The following is a 16668-nucleotide window of genomic DNA, read 5'->3' on the forward strand; positions in this document are numbered from 1 at the left end:
GACACCGTAGGTCCTTTGCGCGGGGAGTGAGGGGAGTGAGACGTACGGACAGGAAACCGATACCGATGGACATGGATCGTCTCGCCCCACCGCCCTAGCGTCGACGGCATGACAACTTCTTCAACGAATTCCCCGTCGAATGCCTCGTCAACTCCCGCTCGGGCAGTGCTCTTTCACGAGATCGGCGGCCCCGACGTCCTGACCGTCGAGGAGGTGGAGCTGCCCGCGCCCGGCCCCGGGGAGGTGCTCGTCCGTGTCGAGGCGCTGGCGCTCAACCGGGCCGAGGCCCTCTTCCGCTCGGGCGGCTACTTCTACCAGCCCACCCTGCCCGGCTCCCGCAACGGCTACGAGGCGGCCGGCGAGGTCGAGGCGGTCGGCGAGGGGGTGACCGGCTTCGCGCCCGGCGACCCGGTGCTGTCGGCGGGCAACTTCGACCTCGGTGTCCACGGCGTCTACGGCGACCGGGTCCTGCTGCCCGAGACCTCGCTCGTGGCGCGTCCCGCCGGCGCCGACCCCGTCACCGCCGCCGCCGTCTGGCTGACCTATACGACCGCCTACGGCGCCCTGGTCGAACGGGCCGGGATGCGCCCCGGCGACCACGTCCTGATCACCGGCGCGTCCAGCGGGGCGGGCACGGCCGCGATCCAGGTCGCCCGCCGGGCCGGCGCCGTCCCGATCGTCACCACCCGTACCGAGGCCAAGCGGCGGCGCCTGTACGACCTGGGCGCGGAGCACGTCATCGTCAGCGACGACGAGGACGTGGTCAAGGAGACCCGGCGGCTGACCGGAGGGCAGGGCGTCGACATCGTCTTCGACGCGATCGGCGGCGCCGGCTTCGCGGCGTTGGGCGAGGCGGTGGTGCCGGACGGCACGCTGGTCAGCTACGGCTGGCTGGACCAGCAGCCCATCCTGCTGCCCCGCCGGTGGCCGCTGACCGTGCACGGCTACGCCGACTTCGTGGTCACCGGCAACCCGGAGGGACGTCGCCGCGCCGCCCACTACATCGGCTCCGGTCTCGCCGACGGCACCCTGCGCCCGGTCGTCGCCGAGGTCTTCGACGGCCTGGACCGCATCCGGGACGCCCACCGTCTGATGGAGACGAACACGCACACGGGAAAGATTGTCGTGCGGGTGGAATAGCCTGCCGCCGACCGGGGTTGCCGCCATCAGAACGCATGCATGTGCATCGATACTGATCGACTCCGGAAGGCAAGGCCTGTCATGAAGATCGGCATCATCGGCGCGGGCAACATCGGCGGCAACCTCACCCGGCGCCTCACCGCCCTCGGCCACGACGTCTCCGTCGCGAACTCCCGCGGCCCGCAGACGCTCACGGAACTCGCCGAGGAGACCGGAGCGACCCCCGTCACCGTCCAGGAGGCCGCCCGCGGCGCCGAGGTCGTGGTGATCACGATCCCGGTGAAGGCGGTGCCCGACCTGCCGTCCGGCATCCTGGACGGCGCGGCCGACGACGTCGCCGTCATCGACACCAACAACTACTACCCGCAGCAGCGCGACGGCCGGATCGCGGAGATCGAGGACGAGGGCATCACGGAGAGCCGCTGGACGGAACGCCGCATCGGCCACCCCGTGATCAAGGCCTTCAACGGCACCTTCGCCCAGGACATCCTGGACCGCCCGCTCCCCGCCGGCGACCCCGACCGCATGGCGCTCCCGGTGGCCGGCGACGACGAGGCCGCGAAGGCGAAGGTACGCGCCCTCATCGACGAGCTCGGCTTCGACACCGTCGACACGGGCGGCATCGACGACTCCTGGCGCCAGCAGCCCGACACCCCCGTCTACGGTCTTCAGGCCGGCGTCGAGGCGGTCACCGAGGCACTGGCGGAGGCGAGCCCGGAACGCCCCGCGACGTTCAGGGCGTAATGCCACGCAGGGCGTAGTCGTAGTACTGGGGGCGCAGGGAGCGGTTACACGCGCTCCAGGGGCCGGTGCGGCCCGGCCGGCAGCTCGACCGTGATCGAGTCCCCGGGTCGCACCGTGCCCCCGCTCAGCACGACGCTCATGATCCCGGCCCGGAACTGCGGACGGCCGTTCGCGTCCTGGCGGACGACCTGCTTCAGCAGGCCCTTCTGGAAGTCGTCGATCTGCGCGCAGGGGTTGCGCAGCCCGGTCACCTCGACCACGGCCTCCGTGCCCAGCCGCAGCAGCGTCCCGACCGGCAGCGCGTGCAGGTCGATCCCGCGGGTGGTCACGTTCTCGCCGAGCTGACCGGCCGTCACCTCGAACCCGGCCGCCCGCACCTCCTCGAACAGCTCCTCGTGAATGAGGTGGACCTGCCGCAGATTCGGCTGCGTGGGATCCTGCTTCACCCGCGACCGGTGCTTCACCGTGACCCCGGAGTGCACGTCCCCCTCCACGCCCAGCCCGGCGAGCAGCGTGACGCTGTCGCGATTGGGCTTGGTGAAGGAGTACACCCCGTTACTGCTGACAGCGCTGACCGACCCACCCATGACGGGAACTCCCCTCTCCCTGCGACTCCCAGCGAACCGCAGGCCAGAGCCTAGGGGAGTGGGCGAGGAAGGAACGGGCGGATTTCGTCGGTAGAGCGGGTCGGGCCCCGGCGCACGCCCCGCACGTCATACGCGGACCGCGGCTTTTGGGCGATATATACTCATCTGGGTGTCCGAGCTTGCCGTCAGGCCTGATTCTCTGGAGTCCTCCCGATGACGCCGATGAGCCGCCTGCCATGAGGCCCCACCCGACACGGGGGCGGATCACGGCGCTGGACGCCCACGACATCCGGTTTCCCACATCGCGTCGGCTCGAAGGGTCGGACGCGATGAATCCCGATCCGGACTACTCGGCGTCATACGTGATCATCCGCACCGATGTCGGGGACGGGCTGGAGGGGCACGGGTTCTGCTTCACCATCGGCCGGGGCAACGAGGTCGAGGTGGCGGCGATCAACGCGCTGCGCCCGCATGTGGTGGGGCTGCGGCTGGGAGAGGTCCTGTCCGACCTCGGGGGATTCTCCCGCTCGCTCGTCGGCGACAGCCAGTTGCGATGGCTGGGGCCGGAGAAGGGCGTGGTGCACATGGCCATCGGCGCCGTGGTCAACGCCGTATGGGATCTGTACGCGAAACGGGAGCGGAAACCCCTGTGGAAGCTGCTGGCCGACCTTGCGCCCGAGCAGGTGGTCGCGTTGCTCGACTTCCGTTACATGGAGGAGGCGCTGACCCCCGATGAGGCGCTGGGAATCCTGTGGCGGGCGCGGGGCGGGATGGGGGAGCGGGAGGCGCTTCTGCTCGCCGAGGGGTATCCGGCGTATGCCACGTCTCCTGGCTGGCTCGGTTATTCGGACGACAAGGTCGCCGGGTTGGCCCGGGAGGCCGTGGACAGCGGGTTCAGGCAGATCAAACTCAAGGTCGGCGCCGATCTGGACGACGATGTGCGGCGGTGCCGTACCGCGCGGGGGGTCATCGGCCCCCGAGTGCGGATGGGGCTGGACGCCAATCAGCGCTGGGGAGTCGCCGAGGCGGTGGGGTGGATCCGGCGACTGGCGGAGTTCGACCCGTACTGGATCGAGGAGCCGACCAGCCCGGACGAGATTCTCGGTCTCGCCGCGATCCGCCGGGAGGTGGCGCCGGTGCGGGTGGCGACGGGCGAACATGTGCACAACCGGGTGGTGTTCAAGCAACTGCTCCAGGCGCACGCGATCGACTTCCTGCAGTTGGACGCCTGCCGGGTCGGGGGAGTCAACGAGAACCTGGCGATCCTGCTGCTCGCGGCCAAGTTCGGGATCCCGGTGTGTCCGCACGCGGGCGGGGTGGGCCTGTGCGAGCTCGTCCAGCATCTGGCGATGTTCGACTATCTGGCGGTCTCCGGCACCCTCCAGGACCGGGTCATCGAGTATGTGGATCATCTGCACGAGCACTTCCTCGACCCGGTGGTGATCGTCAGGGGGCGGTACGCAGCCCCGACCGCCCCCGGCTTCAGCTCGGCGATGCGGCCCGAGTCGCTCGCCGCGTACGCGTACCCCGGCGGCGCCGCCTGGCAGGCCCCGGCCGACGCGCCCCCGCTGACCACTGACTCGGAGCCGAGCACATGAAGCGACGCATCGCCGCTGTCGGAACAGCCCTCGCACTCGGCTGCGGGCCGGCCGTCACCGCCTGCGGTGGGGGCACGAGCAGCACCACCGGCACCGCTTCGGGCAAGGTCGGGGTGGTCCTGCCGCTGCTCACCTCACCGTTCTGGGAGTCGTACAACTCCTACGTCCCCCAGCAGGCCGCCGCGCAGGACGTCCGCCTGCTTCAGACGGTGAACTCCGACTCCGATCCGAGCAAACAGATCACCGACATCCAGAATCTGCTCGCCCAGAACGCGAAGGGCCTGGTCGTCTCGCCGCTGGACTCCGCGGCGATCGTCGCCGGGCTGAACGCGGCGCAGCGCAAGGGCGTGCCGGTGGTCGCCGTCGATGTGGCGCCGGACAAGGGCAAGGTCGCGATGGTGGTCAGGGCCGACAACCGTGCCTACGGCGAGAAGGCCTGCCGGCAGATCGGCGACGCGGTGAAGACGGGCAAGGTCGTACAGATCCAGGGCGATTTGGCGTCGGTCAACGGGCGGGACCGGTCCGAGGCGTTCAGCGCGTGCATCAAGAAGAACTACCGAGGCATCAAGGTGCTGGACATTCCCGCCGCCTGGAACGCGGAGAAGGCGGCGGCCGGCCTGGAGGCGCTGTACACCGCCAACCCCGACGTCAAGGGCATCTACCTACAGGCCGGCGGCGTGTATCTGGCCCCCGCGCTGAGCACGCTGCGGCGGCACAACGCGCTGGTGGCGGCCGGTGATCCCAGGCACATCGTGATCGTCTCGAATGACGGCATCCCGCAGGAGCTGGACGCGATCCGCAAGGGCCTGATCGACGCGACCGTCTCCCAGCCGGCCGACCTGTACGCCAAGTACGGCATCTTCTACATCAAGCGGGCGATGCAGGGCCAGACCTTCCACCCGGGCCCGACCGGCCACGACAGCACCATCGTCCGGCTGCCCAGCGGAATCCTGGAGGACCAGCTCCCGGCGCCCCTGGTGACCAAGGGCAACGTCGACGACCCGTCGCTGTGGGGCAACCGGATCGGCAAGAGCTCCTGAGACCCGGCAGACCGTCTCCCCGGGCATCCAGGAAGCGAGACCGCGATGAACCAGACGCCACTGACCGAACCCCGCGCCGACGACGCAGGCCGCCGCGCGGTGGCCGAGGCCCACGGGATCCGTAAACGCTACGGGCCCACCGTGGCCCTGGACGACGTGGGGATCGCCGTCCGGGCCGGTGAGTCGCACGCCCTGGTCGGCCGTAACGGGGCCGGCAAGTCGACCCTGGTGGCCATCCTGACCGGACTGCAGCGGCCGGACCACGGTGTGGTCCTGTTCGACGGTGAACCCGCCCCCGGCCCGGCGGACCGTGAGGCGTGGCAGCGGCGGGTCGCCTGCGTCTACCAGCAGTCGACGATCATCCCTGACCTCACCGTCGCGGAGAACCTGTACGTCAACCGGCAACCCACGGTTCGCGGCCGGGTGATCAGCTGGCGGCGGATGCGCTCGGCGGCCCGCGACCTGCTGGACGAATGGGGGGTGGAGGTCGACGAGAACGTGCCGGCCGGCGGGCTCACCGTCGGGGACGCCAAGTTGGTGGAGATCGCACGGTCGATCTCGCGCGGAACCCGGTTCATCATTCTGGACGAGCCGACCGCCCAGCTGGACAGCCGGGCGATCGACCGCCTGTTCACCCATGTCCGGCGGTTGCAGCGGGCCGGGATCACCTTTCTCTACATCTCCCATCATCTGGAGGAGGTCTACGCCGTCTGCCAGGTCGTCACCGTCCTGCGGGACGCCCGCTGGATCACCACGGCACCGGTGGGAGAGCTGGGCAGGACCCAACTCGTCCAGGCGATGACCGGAGAGCGGGGCACGGGTGCGGTCCCCGACTCCGGCCGCGTCCGGTCGCGGCCGGCGGACGCGCCCGTGGCCGTACGGGTGCACCGGCTGAACGCACCGCATTTCACCGACGTCAGCTTCACCGTCCGGTCCGGGGAGACGGTGGGGCTGGCCGGGCTCGCGGGCTCCGGGAGCCATCAGGTCGCCGAGGCGCTGGCCGGGCTGTACCGGCCCGACAGCGGGCGCATCGAGATTCTCGGCCGTCCGACGCGGCCGGGCAGCGTCCCCTCGGCGCTCGCGGCGGGCGTGGGGTGCGTGCCGCGCGACCGGCACCACGAAGGGCTGGTACCGCAGCTGTCGGTGGCCGAGAACGCCTCCATGACCGTCATGGACCGGCTGGGGCGGCTGGGTGTGATCTCGCGCCGGGCCCGGGACGCCTTCGCCCGGCGGACGATCACCGCTCTCGACATCACCACGACCGGCCCGGACCAGCCGGTCAAGGACCTGTCGGGCGGTAACCAGCAGAAGGTCGTCATGGGCCGGGCGCTGGCCACCGACCCGGGGGTACTCGTGCTCATCAATCCGACGGCGGGTGTCGACGTGAGATCCAAGCGGGCGTTGCTGTCGGTCGTCGACCGAGCCAGGGCCGCGGGACGCGCGGCGCTCGTCGTCTCCGACGAGCTGGCGGACCTGCGGACCTGCGACCGCGTCCTGGTGATGTTCAACGGCGCGCTCGCCGCCGAGTACCCCGCCGGCTGGACCGACGAAGAACTGGTGGCCTCGGTCGAAGGGGTCGGCACCGGCCATGAATGACACCGCGCCGAACGGCCCGGGGCCCGGTGGCGGGCCGGACAGAGCGCTCCGCCACCCCGTCCGCACGATCGCCCTGGGCCGGATCCGCGACCTGGCGCTGCTGCCCGCGGTGCTGCTGCTGCTGGTCATCGGTGCGGTCAGCAACGACAGCTTCCTCGAGCGGGACAACCTGCTCAATGTGCTCAGCGCCTCCTCGGCACTCGGACTGCTGGTGCTCGCCGAGGCGATGATCCTGATCAGCGGCAAGATGGACCTCTCGCTGGAGTCGATCGCGGGGCTCGCCCCGGCCCTCGGCTTCATGGCCGTGATCCCGGCCGCCTCGGCGGGTTTCGGCAGCGAGCTGCCCACCTGGTTCGGCCTGCTGATCATTCCGCTCACCGGGGCGCTGATCGGGGCCGTGAACGGTCTGCTGATCGTCAAGCTCCAGCTCAACGGCTTCATCGTGACCCTGGCGATGAATATCGTGCTGCGCGGAGTCCTGGTCGGCATGGTGTCCGGCAAGACCTTGTTCGACGCCCCCGCCGCGTTCTTCGCCCTCGGGTCCGACAACTGGCTCGGCGTCCCCGTCTCCGTGTGGGCGACCGGTGCCGCTTTCGCTGTCGCCGGGTGGGCGCTGCGCTACCACCGGCTGGGACGCGCGGTGTACGCGGTGGGCGGCAACGCCTCCGCCGCGCGGGCGGCGGGCATCCGCGTCGACCGGGTGGCCTGGGGCGTTCTGGTCATCGGCGGGACGCTGGCCGCGCTGGCCGGTCTGGTGATCGCCGGACGGGTCGGGGCGATCAACGCCAATCAGGGACAGGGCCTGATCTTCACCGTGTTCGCGGCCGCTGTCATCGGCGGCATCAGCTTGAACGGCGGCAAGGGATCCCTGGCCGGGGCGTTGCTCGGGGTCCTGCTGCTGGGCATGCTGGAGAACCTGCTCACCCTGGCGCAGGTGTCGTCCTTCTGGATCCAGGCCATCTACGGCGCGATCATCCTGGTGGCGCTGATGATCGCCCGACTCACCACCGGCGAGGGCCAGGAGTAGGGCGGGGGCCGGGAGGAGGGCGAGGTCCGGGAGCGGTCCGAGAGGGGTTCGAGAGGGGGAGGGCAGCGCCGGGCGGTACGCACTAGAATGTCCCATATGCCATCCGCCAGATGGGACGGCTGTCATGATGTTCCCCAAGGAGGTAACACCGGACGGAACGCATGGACCGTTCGAGATGGCGAATGTGGCTGCTGCGGTGATCGACGCGAAAGGCACGGTCATCGGCTGGACGGAGGCCGCTGAGCGGCTCCTGGGATACGGCGCGGCGGAGGTCCTCGACCGCTCCGCCGCCACGTTGCTGGCACAGCCCGAAGACGCGTCACGGGCGGCCGAGGTCGCCGATGAGTGCGAGATCCGGGAGAGCTGGGGCGGCCTGGTGGGCGCCCGGCACCGTGACGGCCGCCGTCTCGAGGTCGGGCTGCGGGTGACCGCGATGTCCGACACCGGCGACCGCAAGGCCTGGCTCGTATCGGCGATCGACGTGTCGAAGGCGCCGACCTGGGCGGTCAGCGGGGAGGTGCTGGAGGGTTTCCTCACCCGCTCCCCGCTCGGCATGGCCGTGCTCAGCCCGGACCTGCGGTATGTGTGGATGAACGACACCCTGGAGCGCTACGGCGGTGTGCCGCGCGCCGAGCGGCTCGGGCGCCGCATGTCGGACTCGTTGCCGGGCCTGAACACCGACGCGCTCGAAGCGCAGATGCGACGGGTGCTGGAGACCGGCGTACCGGTCATCGACTACGAGTACCGGGGCTGGACCTGGGCGGACCCGCACCAGGAACACGCCTACTCCACCTCCTTCTTTCGGCTCGACGACCCCGACGGCAAAACGCTGGGCGTGTGCTACATGGGCATGGACGTCACCGACAGATGGCGGGCCCGGGAGCGCCTGGCCCTGCTCAGCGAGGCCAGCGCCCGTATCGGGGGCACCCTGAATGTGATGCGGACCGCCCAGGAACTGGCCGACTTCTCGGTGCCGAGGCTCGCCGACTTCGTGACCGTCGATCTGCTGGAAGCGGTGCTGCACGGCGACGAACCCGGTCCGGGGCCGGCCGACAGCGCGGTGCGGCGTGCCGGTCAGCAGTCGATCCACGAGGGCTGCCCGGAGTCGGTGATCGCCACCGGAGACTCGATCGACGCACCCAGGTCCTCGCCGTACTTCGAGAGCATGGTCAACGGCACCGCGGTGCTGGAACCGTTCCTGGACCCGGCCACCGCCCCGTGGGTCGCGAAGGACCCGGCGCGGGCCAGGAGCATCGCGGAGTTCGGCATGCACTCGGTGATGTGGGTGCCGCTGTCCGCGCGCGGCACCGTGCTGGGGGTGGCGACCTTCGTCCGCATGGAGCATCCACAGCCGTTCGAGGAGGACGATCTGCTGCTCGCCGAGGAACTGGTCGGCCGGGCCGCGGTGTGGGTGGAGAACGCCCGTCGCTACACCCGTGAGCACGCTGCGGCGCTGGCCCTGCAGCGCAGTCTGCTCCCGCAGGGGCTGAACGGCGGGGCCGCCATGGAGGTGGCGTCGCGCTATCTGCCGGCCGATGTGCGGGAAGGGGTGGGCGGCGACTGGTTCGATGTGATCCAGCTCTCCGGCGCCCGGGTCGCCCTGGTCGTCGGTGATGTCGTCGGGCACGGCCTCAACGCCGCGGCGACCATGGGCAGGCTGCGTACCGCCGTCCAGACGCTCGCCGACATGGACCTGCCGCCCGATGAGCTGCTGGCCCACCTGGACGACCTGGTGATCCGTCTGACGGAGGAGAAGGGCGGCGACGACGAGCCCATCGCCACCGCCGTACTGGGCGCCACCTGCCTCTACGCCGTCTACGATCCGGTCACCCAGCTGTGCACCATGGCCCGGGCCGGACATCCGCCGCCCGCCGTGGTCACCCCCGGCGGCAAGGTCAGCTTCCCGGCCCTTCCGGCGGGCCCTCCGCTGGGCCTCGGCTCGCTGCCCTTCGAGTCCGCCGAGATCTCCCTCCCCGAGGGAAGCCTGATCGCCCTCTACACCGATGGCCTCATCGAGACCAGCGACCAGGACATCGACGTCGGGCTGTCCCGCCTCAGCGATGTGCTCGCGCACTCCGGCCTGCCGCCGGAGGAGCTCTGCTCGGCGGTCGTGGACAATCTGCTCACCGGCCCGCAGACCGACGACGTCGCGCTGCTTCTGGCCCGGCCGCATGCGCTGGGCGCCGACCGGGTCGCCTCGTGGGACCTGCCGACGGATCCGGCGATCGTCGCGGGCGCCAGGGAGCTGGCCGTCCGCCGGCTCCTCGGATGGGGGCTGGACGACCTGGTGACGACCACGGAACTGGTGGTCAGCGAGCTGGTCACCAACGCCATCCGGCACGGCACCGGACCCATCAGGCTGCGCATGATCCGGCATGACAGGTTGATCTGCGAGGTGTCCGACGCCAGCAACACCTCGCCTCGGATGGGCCATGCGCGGACCACCGACGAGGGCGGCCGGGGGTTGTTCCTGGTCGCCCAGCTGACCCGCCGATGGGGTACGCGCTACACCCCCGCCGGAAAGATCATCTGGGCGGAGCAGGACCTCCCGGGCCCGTTGAGCCACCGAGGCGGCCGCTGACGGCCCGGGCGCTGAGTGCCCGGGTGCTGAGTGCCCGGGTGCTGAGAGCCCGGGGGCCTTCCCCCGCGTGAGCGAGGAAGGTCCCGACAGCGCTGAAAGACACGAACGCGCCGGTCAGGGCCTGTTGCCTCAGCACTCGATGATGTTCACCGCCAGCCCGCGGGCGTAGCGGTCGAGCGTGACCTTCGGGGCGCGCCGTCCGCCGACTACTCCCCAGGGAGTAATCCGCACCCGCCGTCGCCCCCGGCAGTACGCGTCACCTCGCCCTCCCGCCCGACGAAAGCCGTGGTTCTCACCGGAAGTCTGGGGACCGAAGCAGAGGTCACCCGGAGGGAGATCGGTCAATGAGGGCCGGAGAGACAACCACGACGAGGACGGGGCGCGGGCGAGCCGTTCCATGGGCGGTGCTCGGGCTGTGGATCGCCGCGCTCGTGCTCGTCGGGCCGCTCGCGGCGAAGCTCGCCGACGTGCAGCACGACAAGGTCACCGACTACCTGCCGGCGAGCGCGGACTCGACGCAAGTGGCGAAGATCGAGGAGAAGTTGCCCGGTGGCGAGACCACGGAGATGGTGCTCGTCTACCACCGCGACGGCGGGCTCAGCGCCGCCGACCGGGAGACCGCGGCCGGGCAGGTCGCGGAGATCACCCGGCAGCACGAGCTGATCGGCGGTGCTCCCCAGGGGATTCCGTCCAAGGACGGCACGACCCTGATGTACCCGGTCGCCAGCAACGAGCCCGGGGCGAACGAGGAGCAGCGGGACAAGCTCGTCGACGATGTCCGCGAAGTCGCCCAGGGCGAAGGCGGGTTGAGCGTCGAGGTGGGCGGCACCGGCGCGCTGGCCACGGACTCCGGCACGGTCTACGACTCGCTCGGCGGACCGCTGCTCTACACCACCGTCGCCGTCGTCGCCGTACTGCTGATCCTGATCTACCGCAGCCCCGTGCTGTGGCTCGTGCCCCTCGTCGTCGCCGGGATCGCCGACTACATGTCGATGGGTGCCGCGTACGGCCTCAACCAGGTCTTCGGCACGACCGTCTCGGGGCAGAGTTCGGGCGTGATGACGATCCTCGTGTTCGGGGCGGGCACGGACTACGCCCTGCTGCTCGTCTCGCGCTACCGGGAGGAACTGCGGCGCTTCGAGCGGCCGTACGAGGCCATGGTCGCCGCCCTGCGCGGCTGCGGGCCCGCCGTGCTCGCCTCCTCCGGCACCGTCGCCGCCGGACTGCTGTGCCTGCTCGCCGCCGACCTCAACAGCAGCCGGGGCATGGGCCCGCTCGGCACCGTCGGTGTGCTGTGCGCGCTGATCGCGATGATGACGCTGCTCCCCGCCATCCTCGTACTGGTCGGACGGCGTGTGTTCTGGCCGCTCGTGCCCGCCTTCGGGAGCACGCCCAAGAAGCGGCGGAGCCTGTTCTCGGCGATGGGCAGCTCTGCCGGACGCAGGCCGCTGACCGTACTCGTGAGCGGTGCCGTACTGCTCGGCGCCCTCGCCCTCGGCTCACTCAACCTGCCGGGACCGCTCAAGCAGGAGGACTCCTTCGTCGACAAGCCGGAGTCCGTCGTCGCGATGGAGACCCTTGCCAGGGCCTATCCCGGGCAGGGCAGCCAGCCCATCGACGTGATCACCCCGCAGGGCCGCGCCGACGAGACCCTCGCGGCCGTCCGCGGCACCCCGGGAGTCGCCGGCGCGGAGCAGGGGCGTACCGGAGACGGCTGGACCGAGATCTCCGTCTTCGCGAAGAGCGCACCCCAGTCGGCGGGGGAGACCGCCACCATCAAGTCCCTGCGGGACGAACTGAAGGGCTCCTACGTCGGCGGGGACAGCGCCCAGCAGATCGATCTGGAGGACACCAACGCCCGGGACACGAAGATCGTGGTGCCGCTCGTCCTCGTCTCCGTGCTGCTCATCCTGATCGTGCTGCTGCGGAGTCTGGTCGCACCGCTGCTCCTGGTGGTCGCGGTCGTCGCGGTGTGGGGCGCCTCCCTCGGGATCGGCGGACTGGTCTTCGAACCGCTCCTCGGCCTCAAGGGCACCGATCCGGGGCTCGGACTGCTGTCCTTCGTGTTCCTGGTCGCCCTCGGCGTCGATTACGGCATCTTCCTCATGCACCGGATGAGGGAGGAGTCCCTGGCGGGAGCGGAACCGGCCGCGGCGGCACTCACCGCACTGCGCACCACCGGCGGCGTCATCGCCTCCGCCGGACTGGTCCTCGCCGCGACCTTCGCCGTGCTGACGAACATGGGCCTGGTGCAGCTGGCCCAGCTCGGCTTCGTGATCGCCGTCGGCGTCCTGCTCGACACCTTCCTCGTACGGACGTACCTGGTGACCAGCGCCAGCGTCGCCCTGCGCCGGAAGGTGTGGTGGCCGGGAGGGCTCTCACGGGAGCCCGAGCCGGCCGGGCCGCCACGGCGGCCGGAAACCGTCGGCGCACCCTGAGCACGCTGATCGAACGCCTCGATCGAGCACTCTGATCGAGCACCTTGAGCCGGCGGGCCCGCCCGGGCGCGCCTCCTTCCGGAGGGGCGCCCGGGTTCCCGCACGAGTACCGGAAGATGGAGCCGTGGAAGAACGGGGAACGACCACAGGGGTACGCGACCGGTCGGCGGCGGAGACGGCGGCCGGTGGCGGCGGGCGGTCCCGTCGCGTCGAGCGCATCATGTCCGCCGTCAACCGCGAACCGCTGACCGCACCGCACCGCACCCGCAACGACGCGGTCCTCGCGCTGGGCGTCGCCGTGCTCGCCGTAGCCATCGCCCTGATGGGCGGCGAAGGGATCCGGCCCGACCCGCTCGGCTGGACGCTGCTGCTCGCCGGGCACGTGCCCCTCGTATGGCGGCGCCGCCGTCCGGTGGTGGCCCTGCTCGGGGTGGTGGCCTGCGTGGCTCCGTACTACGCCCTCGACTACAACCCCGCCCTGCCCATCCCCGCGACCGTCCTGGCGCTCTACACCGTCGCGGCGACCGGCACCGTACGCCGCACGCTGCTCACCGGTGTCGCCGTCCTCGGCCCGACAGTGATCAGCGACGGCCTCACCAACCCGGAGGGGGCGCTGGAGTCCCTGGAGATCTCCGGCTGGGTCATCGCGGTCCTGTTCATCGGTATTGACGTCCGCTACTACCGCCGGTACGTCGCCTCCGTCGTCGAGCGGGCCGAACGGGCCGAACGCACCCGGGAGGAGGAGGCCAGGCGCCGCGTCGCCGAGGAACGGCTGCGGATCGCCCGTGACCTGCACGACCTGCTCGCCCACAGCATCACGCTCATCGGCGTGCAGACCTCCGTGGCGGCCCACGTCCTCACCGCCGACCCCGAGCGCCTCGACCGCAAGGCCGTCGCCCAGGCACTGGACGACATCGCGGGGACCTGCCGGACCGCCCGGGGGGAACTGCGTACGACGCTGGAGGTGCTGCGGGCGCATGACACGGTCATGGGAGTGGGCGCGGATCTGGTAGCGGGGGCCGGTTCCGTGTCCGGTTCTGTTTCCGGGGCCCGGGACATGCGGGGGCCGCTGCCCGGGATCGACGGACTGGCCGGTCTCGCGGAGACCGGCCGGGTGGCCGGGGCCAAGGTCGAACTGTCCGTCCGCGCGGACGACATCCCGCCCTCCGTGGGCGCCGCCGCGTACCGGATCGTGCAGGAGGCGCTCACCAACGCCGTACGTCACGGTGGCCGCGAGGACCTCACCGTGCGGGTGGGTCTGTGGACCGCGGACGGCGCACTGCGGGTGAGTGTCAGGGACGACGGGACGGGCGGGGACGACGGCTCGGGCGGCGGGGTGGGCCCGTCCGACGGCAGGCCGGGGTTCGGGCTCGTCGGAATGCGGGAGCGCGCCCGTAGCGTGGGCGGCACACTGGACGCCGGTCCGGGGCCCGCCGAGGGCTTCGAGGTGACCGCCACACTGCCGCTGTCCCGGGAGGGCGAGATTCGATGACCATCCGCGTACTGCTGGCCGACGACCAGAACCTCGTACGGGCCTCCTTCGCGATGCTCGTCTCGTCGGCCGGGGACATGGAGGTCGTCGCCGAGGCGGGCACCGGGCGGGAGGCCGTGGCGCTGGCCCGGTCCGCGCGGGCCGATCTCATCGTGATGGACATCCGCATGCCCGACCTCGACGGGATCGAGGCGACCCGGCTCATCGCCGCCGACGAGGATCTCGCGGGGGTGAAGGTGCTCGTCCTGACGACGTACGAGACCGACGAGCACATCGTCGAGGCACTGCGGGCCGGGGCGTCCGGCTTCCTCGTGAAGGACATCAGGCCGGCCGAACTCCTCGACGCCATCCGGACGGTGGCCGCGGGGGAGTCCCTCCTCTCGCCCGGTCCCACCTCGCGGCTGATCGCCCGCTTTCTGCGCGCGCCGGACACCAGGACGACATCCGCGGTGGGCGGGCCGAGCGGGCTGTCCGAACGGGAACGGCAGGTGCTCGCGCTGGTCGCACGCGGTCTCAACAACCCCGAGATCGCCGACGCGTTGGGACTCAGCCCGCTGACCGCGAAGACCCATGTCAGCCGGATCATGGGCAAGTTGGGGGCGCGGGACCGGGCACAGCTGGTGATCGTGGCGTACGAGTCGGGGCTTGTGATACCTGGGACAGTCTGAGTCCGGGCCGACTTCGGGCCGGGTTCAGGTTGCGTTCCGGGGGCCGGTTGATCTCCTGCGCGAGGGCGCGGAAGTCGCCGAGCTGACCGGCATGATCGAGCTGGCCGACCACCCGGACGGCACGCGGGTCATCGCGCGGCGAGAGCGTCCGCACCCGGGCGCCCAGCTATCACTGTTCGACAGGGAAGAGGGCATGCGCCACCAGGTCTTTCTCACCGACACTGCCTACGGCGAGGGCTCCTTGCGGCATCTGGAGGTCCGCCACCGCGCACACGCCCGCGTCGAAGACCGTATCCGCAGCGGCAAGACCACCGGCATCGGCCGCTTCCCCTCCCGCCACTTCCAGATCAACGCCGCCTGGCTCGAACTGGCACTGACCGGCGCAGACCTGCCGGCCTGGACTCAAACCCTGCTCCTGGACGGCGAGTTGGCCACCGCCGAGCCGAAGAAGCTCCGCTGCCGGCTCCTGCACACCGCCCGAGGGCCCCTCAGCCTGCCGTTAGCGCCGCCAGGGCTCGGTCCATCGCGGCGTTGAACTCTTCCGGCGTCAGTGGCAGTCGGGACTTGACGTCCCGACTCCACTGGTCGGCGAGGACCTCGGCGGAGCCCGCCTCGACACCGTCGAGCGCCGCGTCGGCCAGGTCCGACGGCGCGATCTTGTCCACGGGCCAGCCCGCGGCCATGTCGGTGTCGGCCAGGCCGAGGTGCACCGCTGTCACGAGCGTGCCCTGCTCGGCGAGCTCCAGGCGGACGCCGTTGGTCATGGCCCAGGCGGCGGCCTTGGCCAGGTGGTAGGCGTTGGCGCCCTGGCCCCCGAACCACGACATGGCGGAGAGGACGTTGACGATCGCGCCCCCGCCGTTCCTGGCGAGCGCCGGCGCGAACTCCCGGATCATTCCCAGGTGGCCGAACACGTTGGTCTCCAGCTCGTGCCGCACCGCGTCCAGCGAGCCGGTCACCAGGTCGGTCCCCGTCTGGATCCCCGCGTTGTTGACGAGCAGCGAGACGTCCGCGGCGGCCTCGGCGGCGGCCCTCACGGATGCGGGATCGGCGATGTCGAGGGGCAGCACCTCGACCCCGGGCAGGTCCACGGTCTCCGGTCGGCGGGCCGTCGCGTAGACCTTGCGGGCGCCCCGTTCGAGCAGGCGCTGGGCGAAGGCGCGGCCCAGGCCACGGTTGGCTCCGGTGACAAGGGCAACTGAGTTGGTGATGTCCATGCCCGGTACGCTAAAACCTGACGTTGACGTCAGAGGCAAGTGCTGGTCGTCAGGACCGGGGTGAGAGGAATCTCCATGACCGTCACGGAGGCCGCAGCCGAGCGGCTGGTCCGCATCGGCGAGGTGGCGCGGGGCGCCGGCGTCTCGGTACGCGCCGTGCGCTACTACGAGCAGCAGGGACTGCTCATCGCGGAGCGCAGCCCATCCGGCCAGCGCCTCTACCGGCAGGACGCCGTCACCCTGGTGCGCTTCTTCCAGCAGATGTTCGCCGCCGGCCTGACCAGCCGAAGGATCACAGAACTCCTTCCATGCTGGGACTCCGGGCACACCGACGCCGAGCAACGAGCCATGCTGCGCGCCGAGCGCGACCGCATTCAGGCCAAGGTCGACGACCTGCAGGCCGCCTTGGACCGCCTCGACGAGGTCATCGCGATCACGGACACGCACCCGTAGGCGCGGTCGGTTCGGACTGCGCACCAGCGATCTACGGCTGGAGTACCAGAAGCTCACGGCCACCACATCAACGCCTCAACCACCCGC

General features: G+C 70.9%; 13 protein-coding genes and 1 pseudogene. 12 read left to right on the top strand and 2 right to left on the bottom strand.

Annotated features, from left to right (window positions below; all coding sequences use genetic code 11):
• The first annotated feature begins 108 nt into the window (after window positions 1-108).
• On the top strand, window positions 109-1140 hold the full coding sequence (locus ACZ5SK_RS23860) for a zinc-dependent alcohol dehydrogenase family protein (protein WP_361709348.1): 1032 nt from the start codon (window positions 109-111) through the stop codon (window positions 1138-1140).
• A 39-nt stretch (window positions 1141-1179) separates the two neighbouring features.
• Window positions 1180-1884, top strand: a complete 705-nt coding sequence (locus ACZ5SK_RS23865) for an NADPH-dependent F420 reductase (RefSeq protein ID WP_443041226.1) — start codon at window positions 1180-1182, stop codon at window positions 1882-1884.
• Window positions 1885-1928: 44 nt separating this feature from the next.
• Here the strand turns inward: ACZ5SK_RS23865 and ACZ5SK_RS23870 are convergent, their stop codons facing one another.
• Window positions 1929-2471, bottom strand: coding sequence for an MOSC domain-containing protein (locus ACZ5SK_RS23870; RefSeq protein WP_334577094.1), 543 nt, complete (start codon window positions 2469-2471; stop codon window positions 1929-1931).
• A 236-nt stretch (window positions 2472-2707) separates the two neighbouring features.
• Between ACZ5SK_RS23870 and ACZ5SK_RS23875 the strand changes: the two genes are divergently transcribed.
• The 9 genes and pseudogenes from ACZ5SK_RS23875 to ACZ5SK_RS23915 form a co-directional block, all read left to right on the top strand.
• Window positions 2708-4069, top strand: coding sequence for an enolase C-terminal domain-like protein (locus ACZ5SK_RS23875; protein WP_468576582.1), 1362 nt, complete (start codon window positions 2708-2710; stop codon window positions 4067-4069).
• On the top strand, window positions 4066-5109 hold the full coding sequence (locus tag ACZ5SK_RS23880; protein ID WP_334577092.1) for a sugar ABC transporter substrate-binding protein: 1044 nt from the start codon (window positions 4066-4068) through the stop codon (window positions 5107-5109). Before ACZ5SK_RS23875 ends, ACZ5SK_RS23880 begins: the two co-directional genes overlap by 4 nt.
• Window positions 5110-5154: 45 nt before the next feature.
• Entirely contained in the window at window positions 5155-6705 is a 1551-nt protein-coding gene (locus ACZ5SK_RS23885) for a sugar ABC transporter ATP-binding protein (protein ID WP_334577091.1), read from the top strand.
• Window positions 6698-7732: an ABC transporter permease gene (locus tag ACZ5SK_RS23890; RefSeq protein WP_468576583.1), complete on the top strand. Its 1035-nt coding sequence runs from the start codon at window positions 6698-6700 to the stop codon at window positions 7730-7732. The genes ACZ5SK_RS23885 and ACZ5SK_RS23890 overlap by 8 nt, the downstream gene beginning before the upstream one ends.
• Window positions 7733-7856: 124 nt before the next feature.
• A complete protein-coding gene (locus ACZ5SK_RS23895; RefSeq protein WP_468576584.1) occupies window positions 7857-10313 on the top strand; it encodes a SpoIIE family protein phosphatase in 2457 nt (818 codons plus the stop codon).
• 344 nt (window positions 10314-10657) lie between these two features.
• A complete protein-coding gene (locus ACZ5SK_RS23900; protein WP_468576585.1) occupies window positions 10658-12751 on the top strand; it encodes an MMPL family transporter in 2094 nt (697 codons plus the stop codon).
• 124 nt (window positions 12752-12875) lie between these two features.
• Window positions 12876-14243 carry a sensor histidine kinase gene (locus ACZ5SK_RS23905; RefSeq protein WP_468576586.1) on the top strand — a complete coding sequence of 456 codons (1368 nt, stop codon included), beginning with the start codon at window positions 12876-12878 and terminating at the stop codon, window positions 14241-14243.
• Entirely contained in the window at window positions 14240-14911 is a 672-nt protein-coding gene (locus ACZ5SK_RS23910) for a response regulator transcription factor (protein WP_361709333.1), read from the top strand. Before ACZ5SK_RS23905 ends, ACZ5SK_RS23910 begins: the two co-directional genes overlap by 4 nt.
• Window positions 14912-14966: 55 nt before the next feature.
• A pseudogene (locus ACZ5SK_RS23915) lies at window positions 14967-15389 on the top strand (transposase); the annotation flags it as partial.
• 10 nt (window positions 15390-15399) lie between these two features.
• Here the strand turns inward: ACZ5SK_RS23915 and ACZ5SK_RS23920 are convergent.
• Window positions 15400-16128, bottom strand: coding sequence for an SDR family oxidoreductase (locus ACZ5SK_RS23920; protein WP_334577086.1), 729 nt, complete (start codon window positions 16126-16128; stop codon window positions 15400-15402).
• A 75-nt stretch (window positions 16129-16203) separates the two neighbouring features.
• Here ACZ5SK_RS23920 and ACZ5SK_RS23925 point away from each other — a divergent pair, with 75 nt between their 5' ends.
• The gene (locus ACZ5SK_RS23925) at window positions 16204-16581 is read left to right on the top strand and encodes a MerR family transcriptional regulator (RefSeq protein WP_334577085.1); all 378 of its coding nucleotides are present in this window, start codon (window positions 16204-16206) and stop codon (window positions 16579-16581) included.
• Window positions 16582-16668: the final 87 nt, after the last annotated feature.

Source organism: Streptomyces sp. NPDC031474, from assembly GCF_055581185.1.

Bases quoted from the DNA above. Each gene is read 5' to 3' on its own strand.
- ACZ5SK_RS23910 (WP_361709333.1), top strand. From the start codon at position 14,240: ATGACCATCCGCGTACTGCTGGCCGACGACCAGAACCTCGTACGGGCC.
- ACZ5SK_RS23875 (WP_468576582.1), top strand. From the start codon at position 2,708: ATGAGGCCCCACCCGACACGGGGGCGGATCACGGCGCTGGACGCCCAC.
- ACZ5SK_RS23900 (WP_468576585.1), top strand. From the start codon at position 10,658: ATGAGGGCCGGAGAGACAACCACGACGAGGACGGGGCGCGGGCGAGCC.
- ACZ5SK_RS23895 (WP_468576584.1), top strand. From the start codon at position 7,857: ATGATGTTCCCCAAGGAGGTAACACCGGACGGAACGCATGGACCGTTC.
- ACZ5SK_RS23890 (WP_468576583.1), top strand. From the start codon at position 6,698: ATGAATGACACCGCGCCGAACGGCCCGGGGCCCGGTGGCGGGCCGGAC.
- ACZ5SK_RS23920 (WP_334577086.1), bottom strand. From the start codon at position 16,128: ATGGACATCACCAACTCAGTTGCCCTTGTCACCGGAGCCAACCGTGGC.
- ACZ5SK_RS23865 (WP_443041226.1), top strand. From the start codon at position 1,180: ATGTGCATCGATACTGATCGACTCCGGAAGGCAAGGCCTGTCATGAAG.
- ACZ5SK_RS23925 (WP_334577085.1), top strand. From the start codon at position 16,204: ATGACCGTCACGGAGGCCGCAGCCGAGCGGCTGGTCCGCATCGGCGAG.
- ACZ5SK_RS23880 (WP_334577092.1), top strand. From the start codon at position 4,066: ATGAAGCGACGCATCGCCGCTGTCGGAACAGCCCTCGCACTCGGCTGC.
- ACZ5SK_RS23885 (WP_334577091.1), top strand. From the start codon at position 5,155: ATGAACCAGACGCCACTGACCGAACCCCGCGCCGACGACGCAGGCCGC.
- ACZ5SK_RS23870 (WP_334577094.1), bottom strand. From the start codon at position 2,471: ATGGGTGGGTCGGTCAGCGCTGTCAGCAGTAACGGGGTGTACTCCTTC.
- ACZ5SK_RS23860 (WP_361709348.1), top strand. From the start codon at position 109: ATGACAACTTCTTCAACGAATTCCCCGTCGAATGCCTCGTCAACTCCC.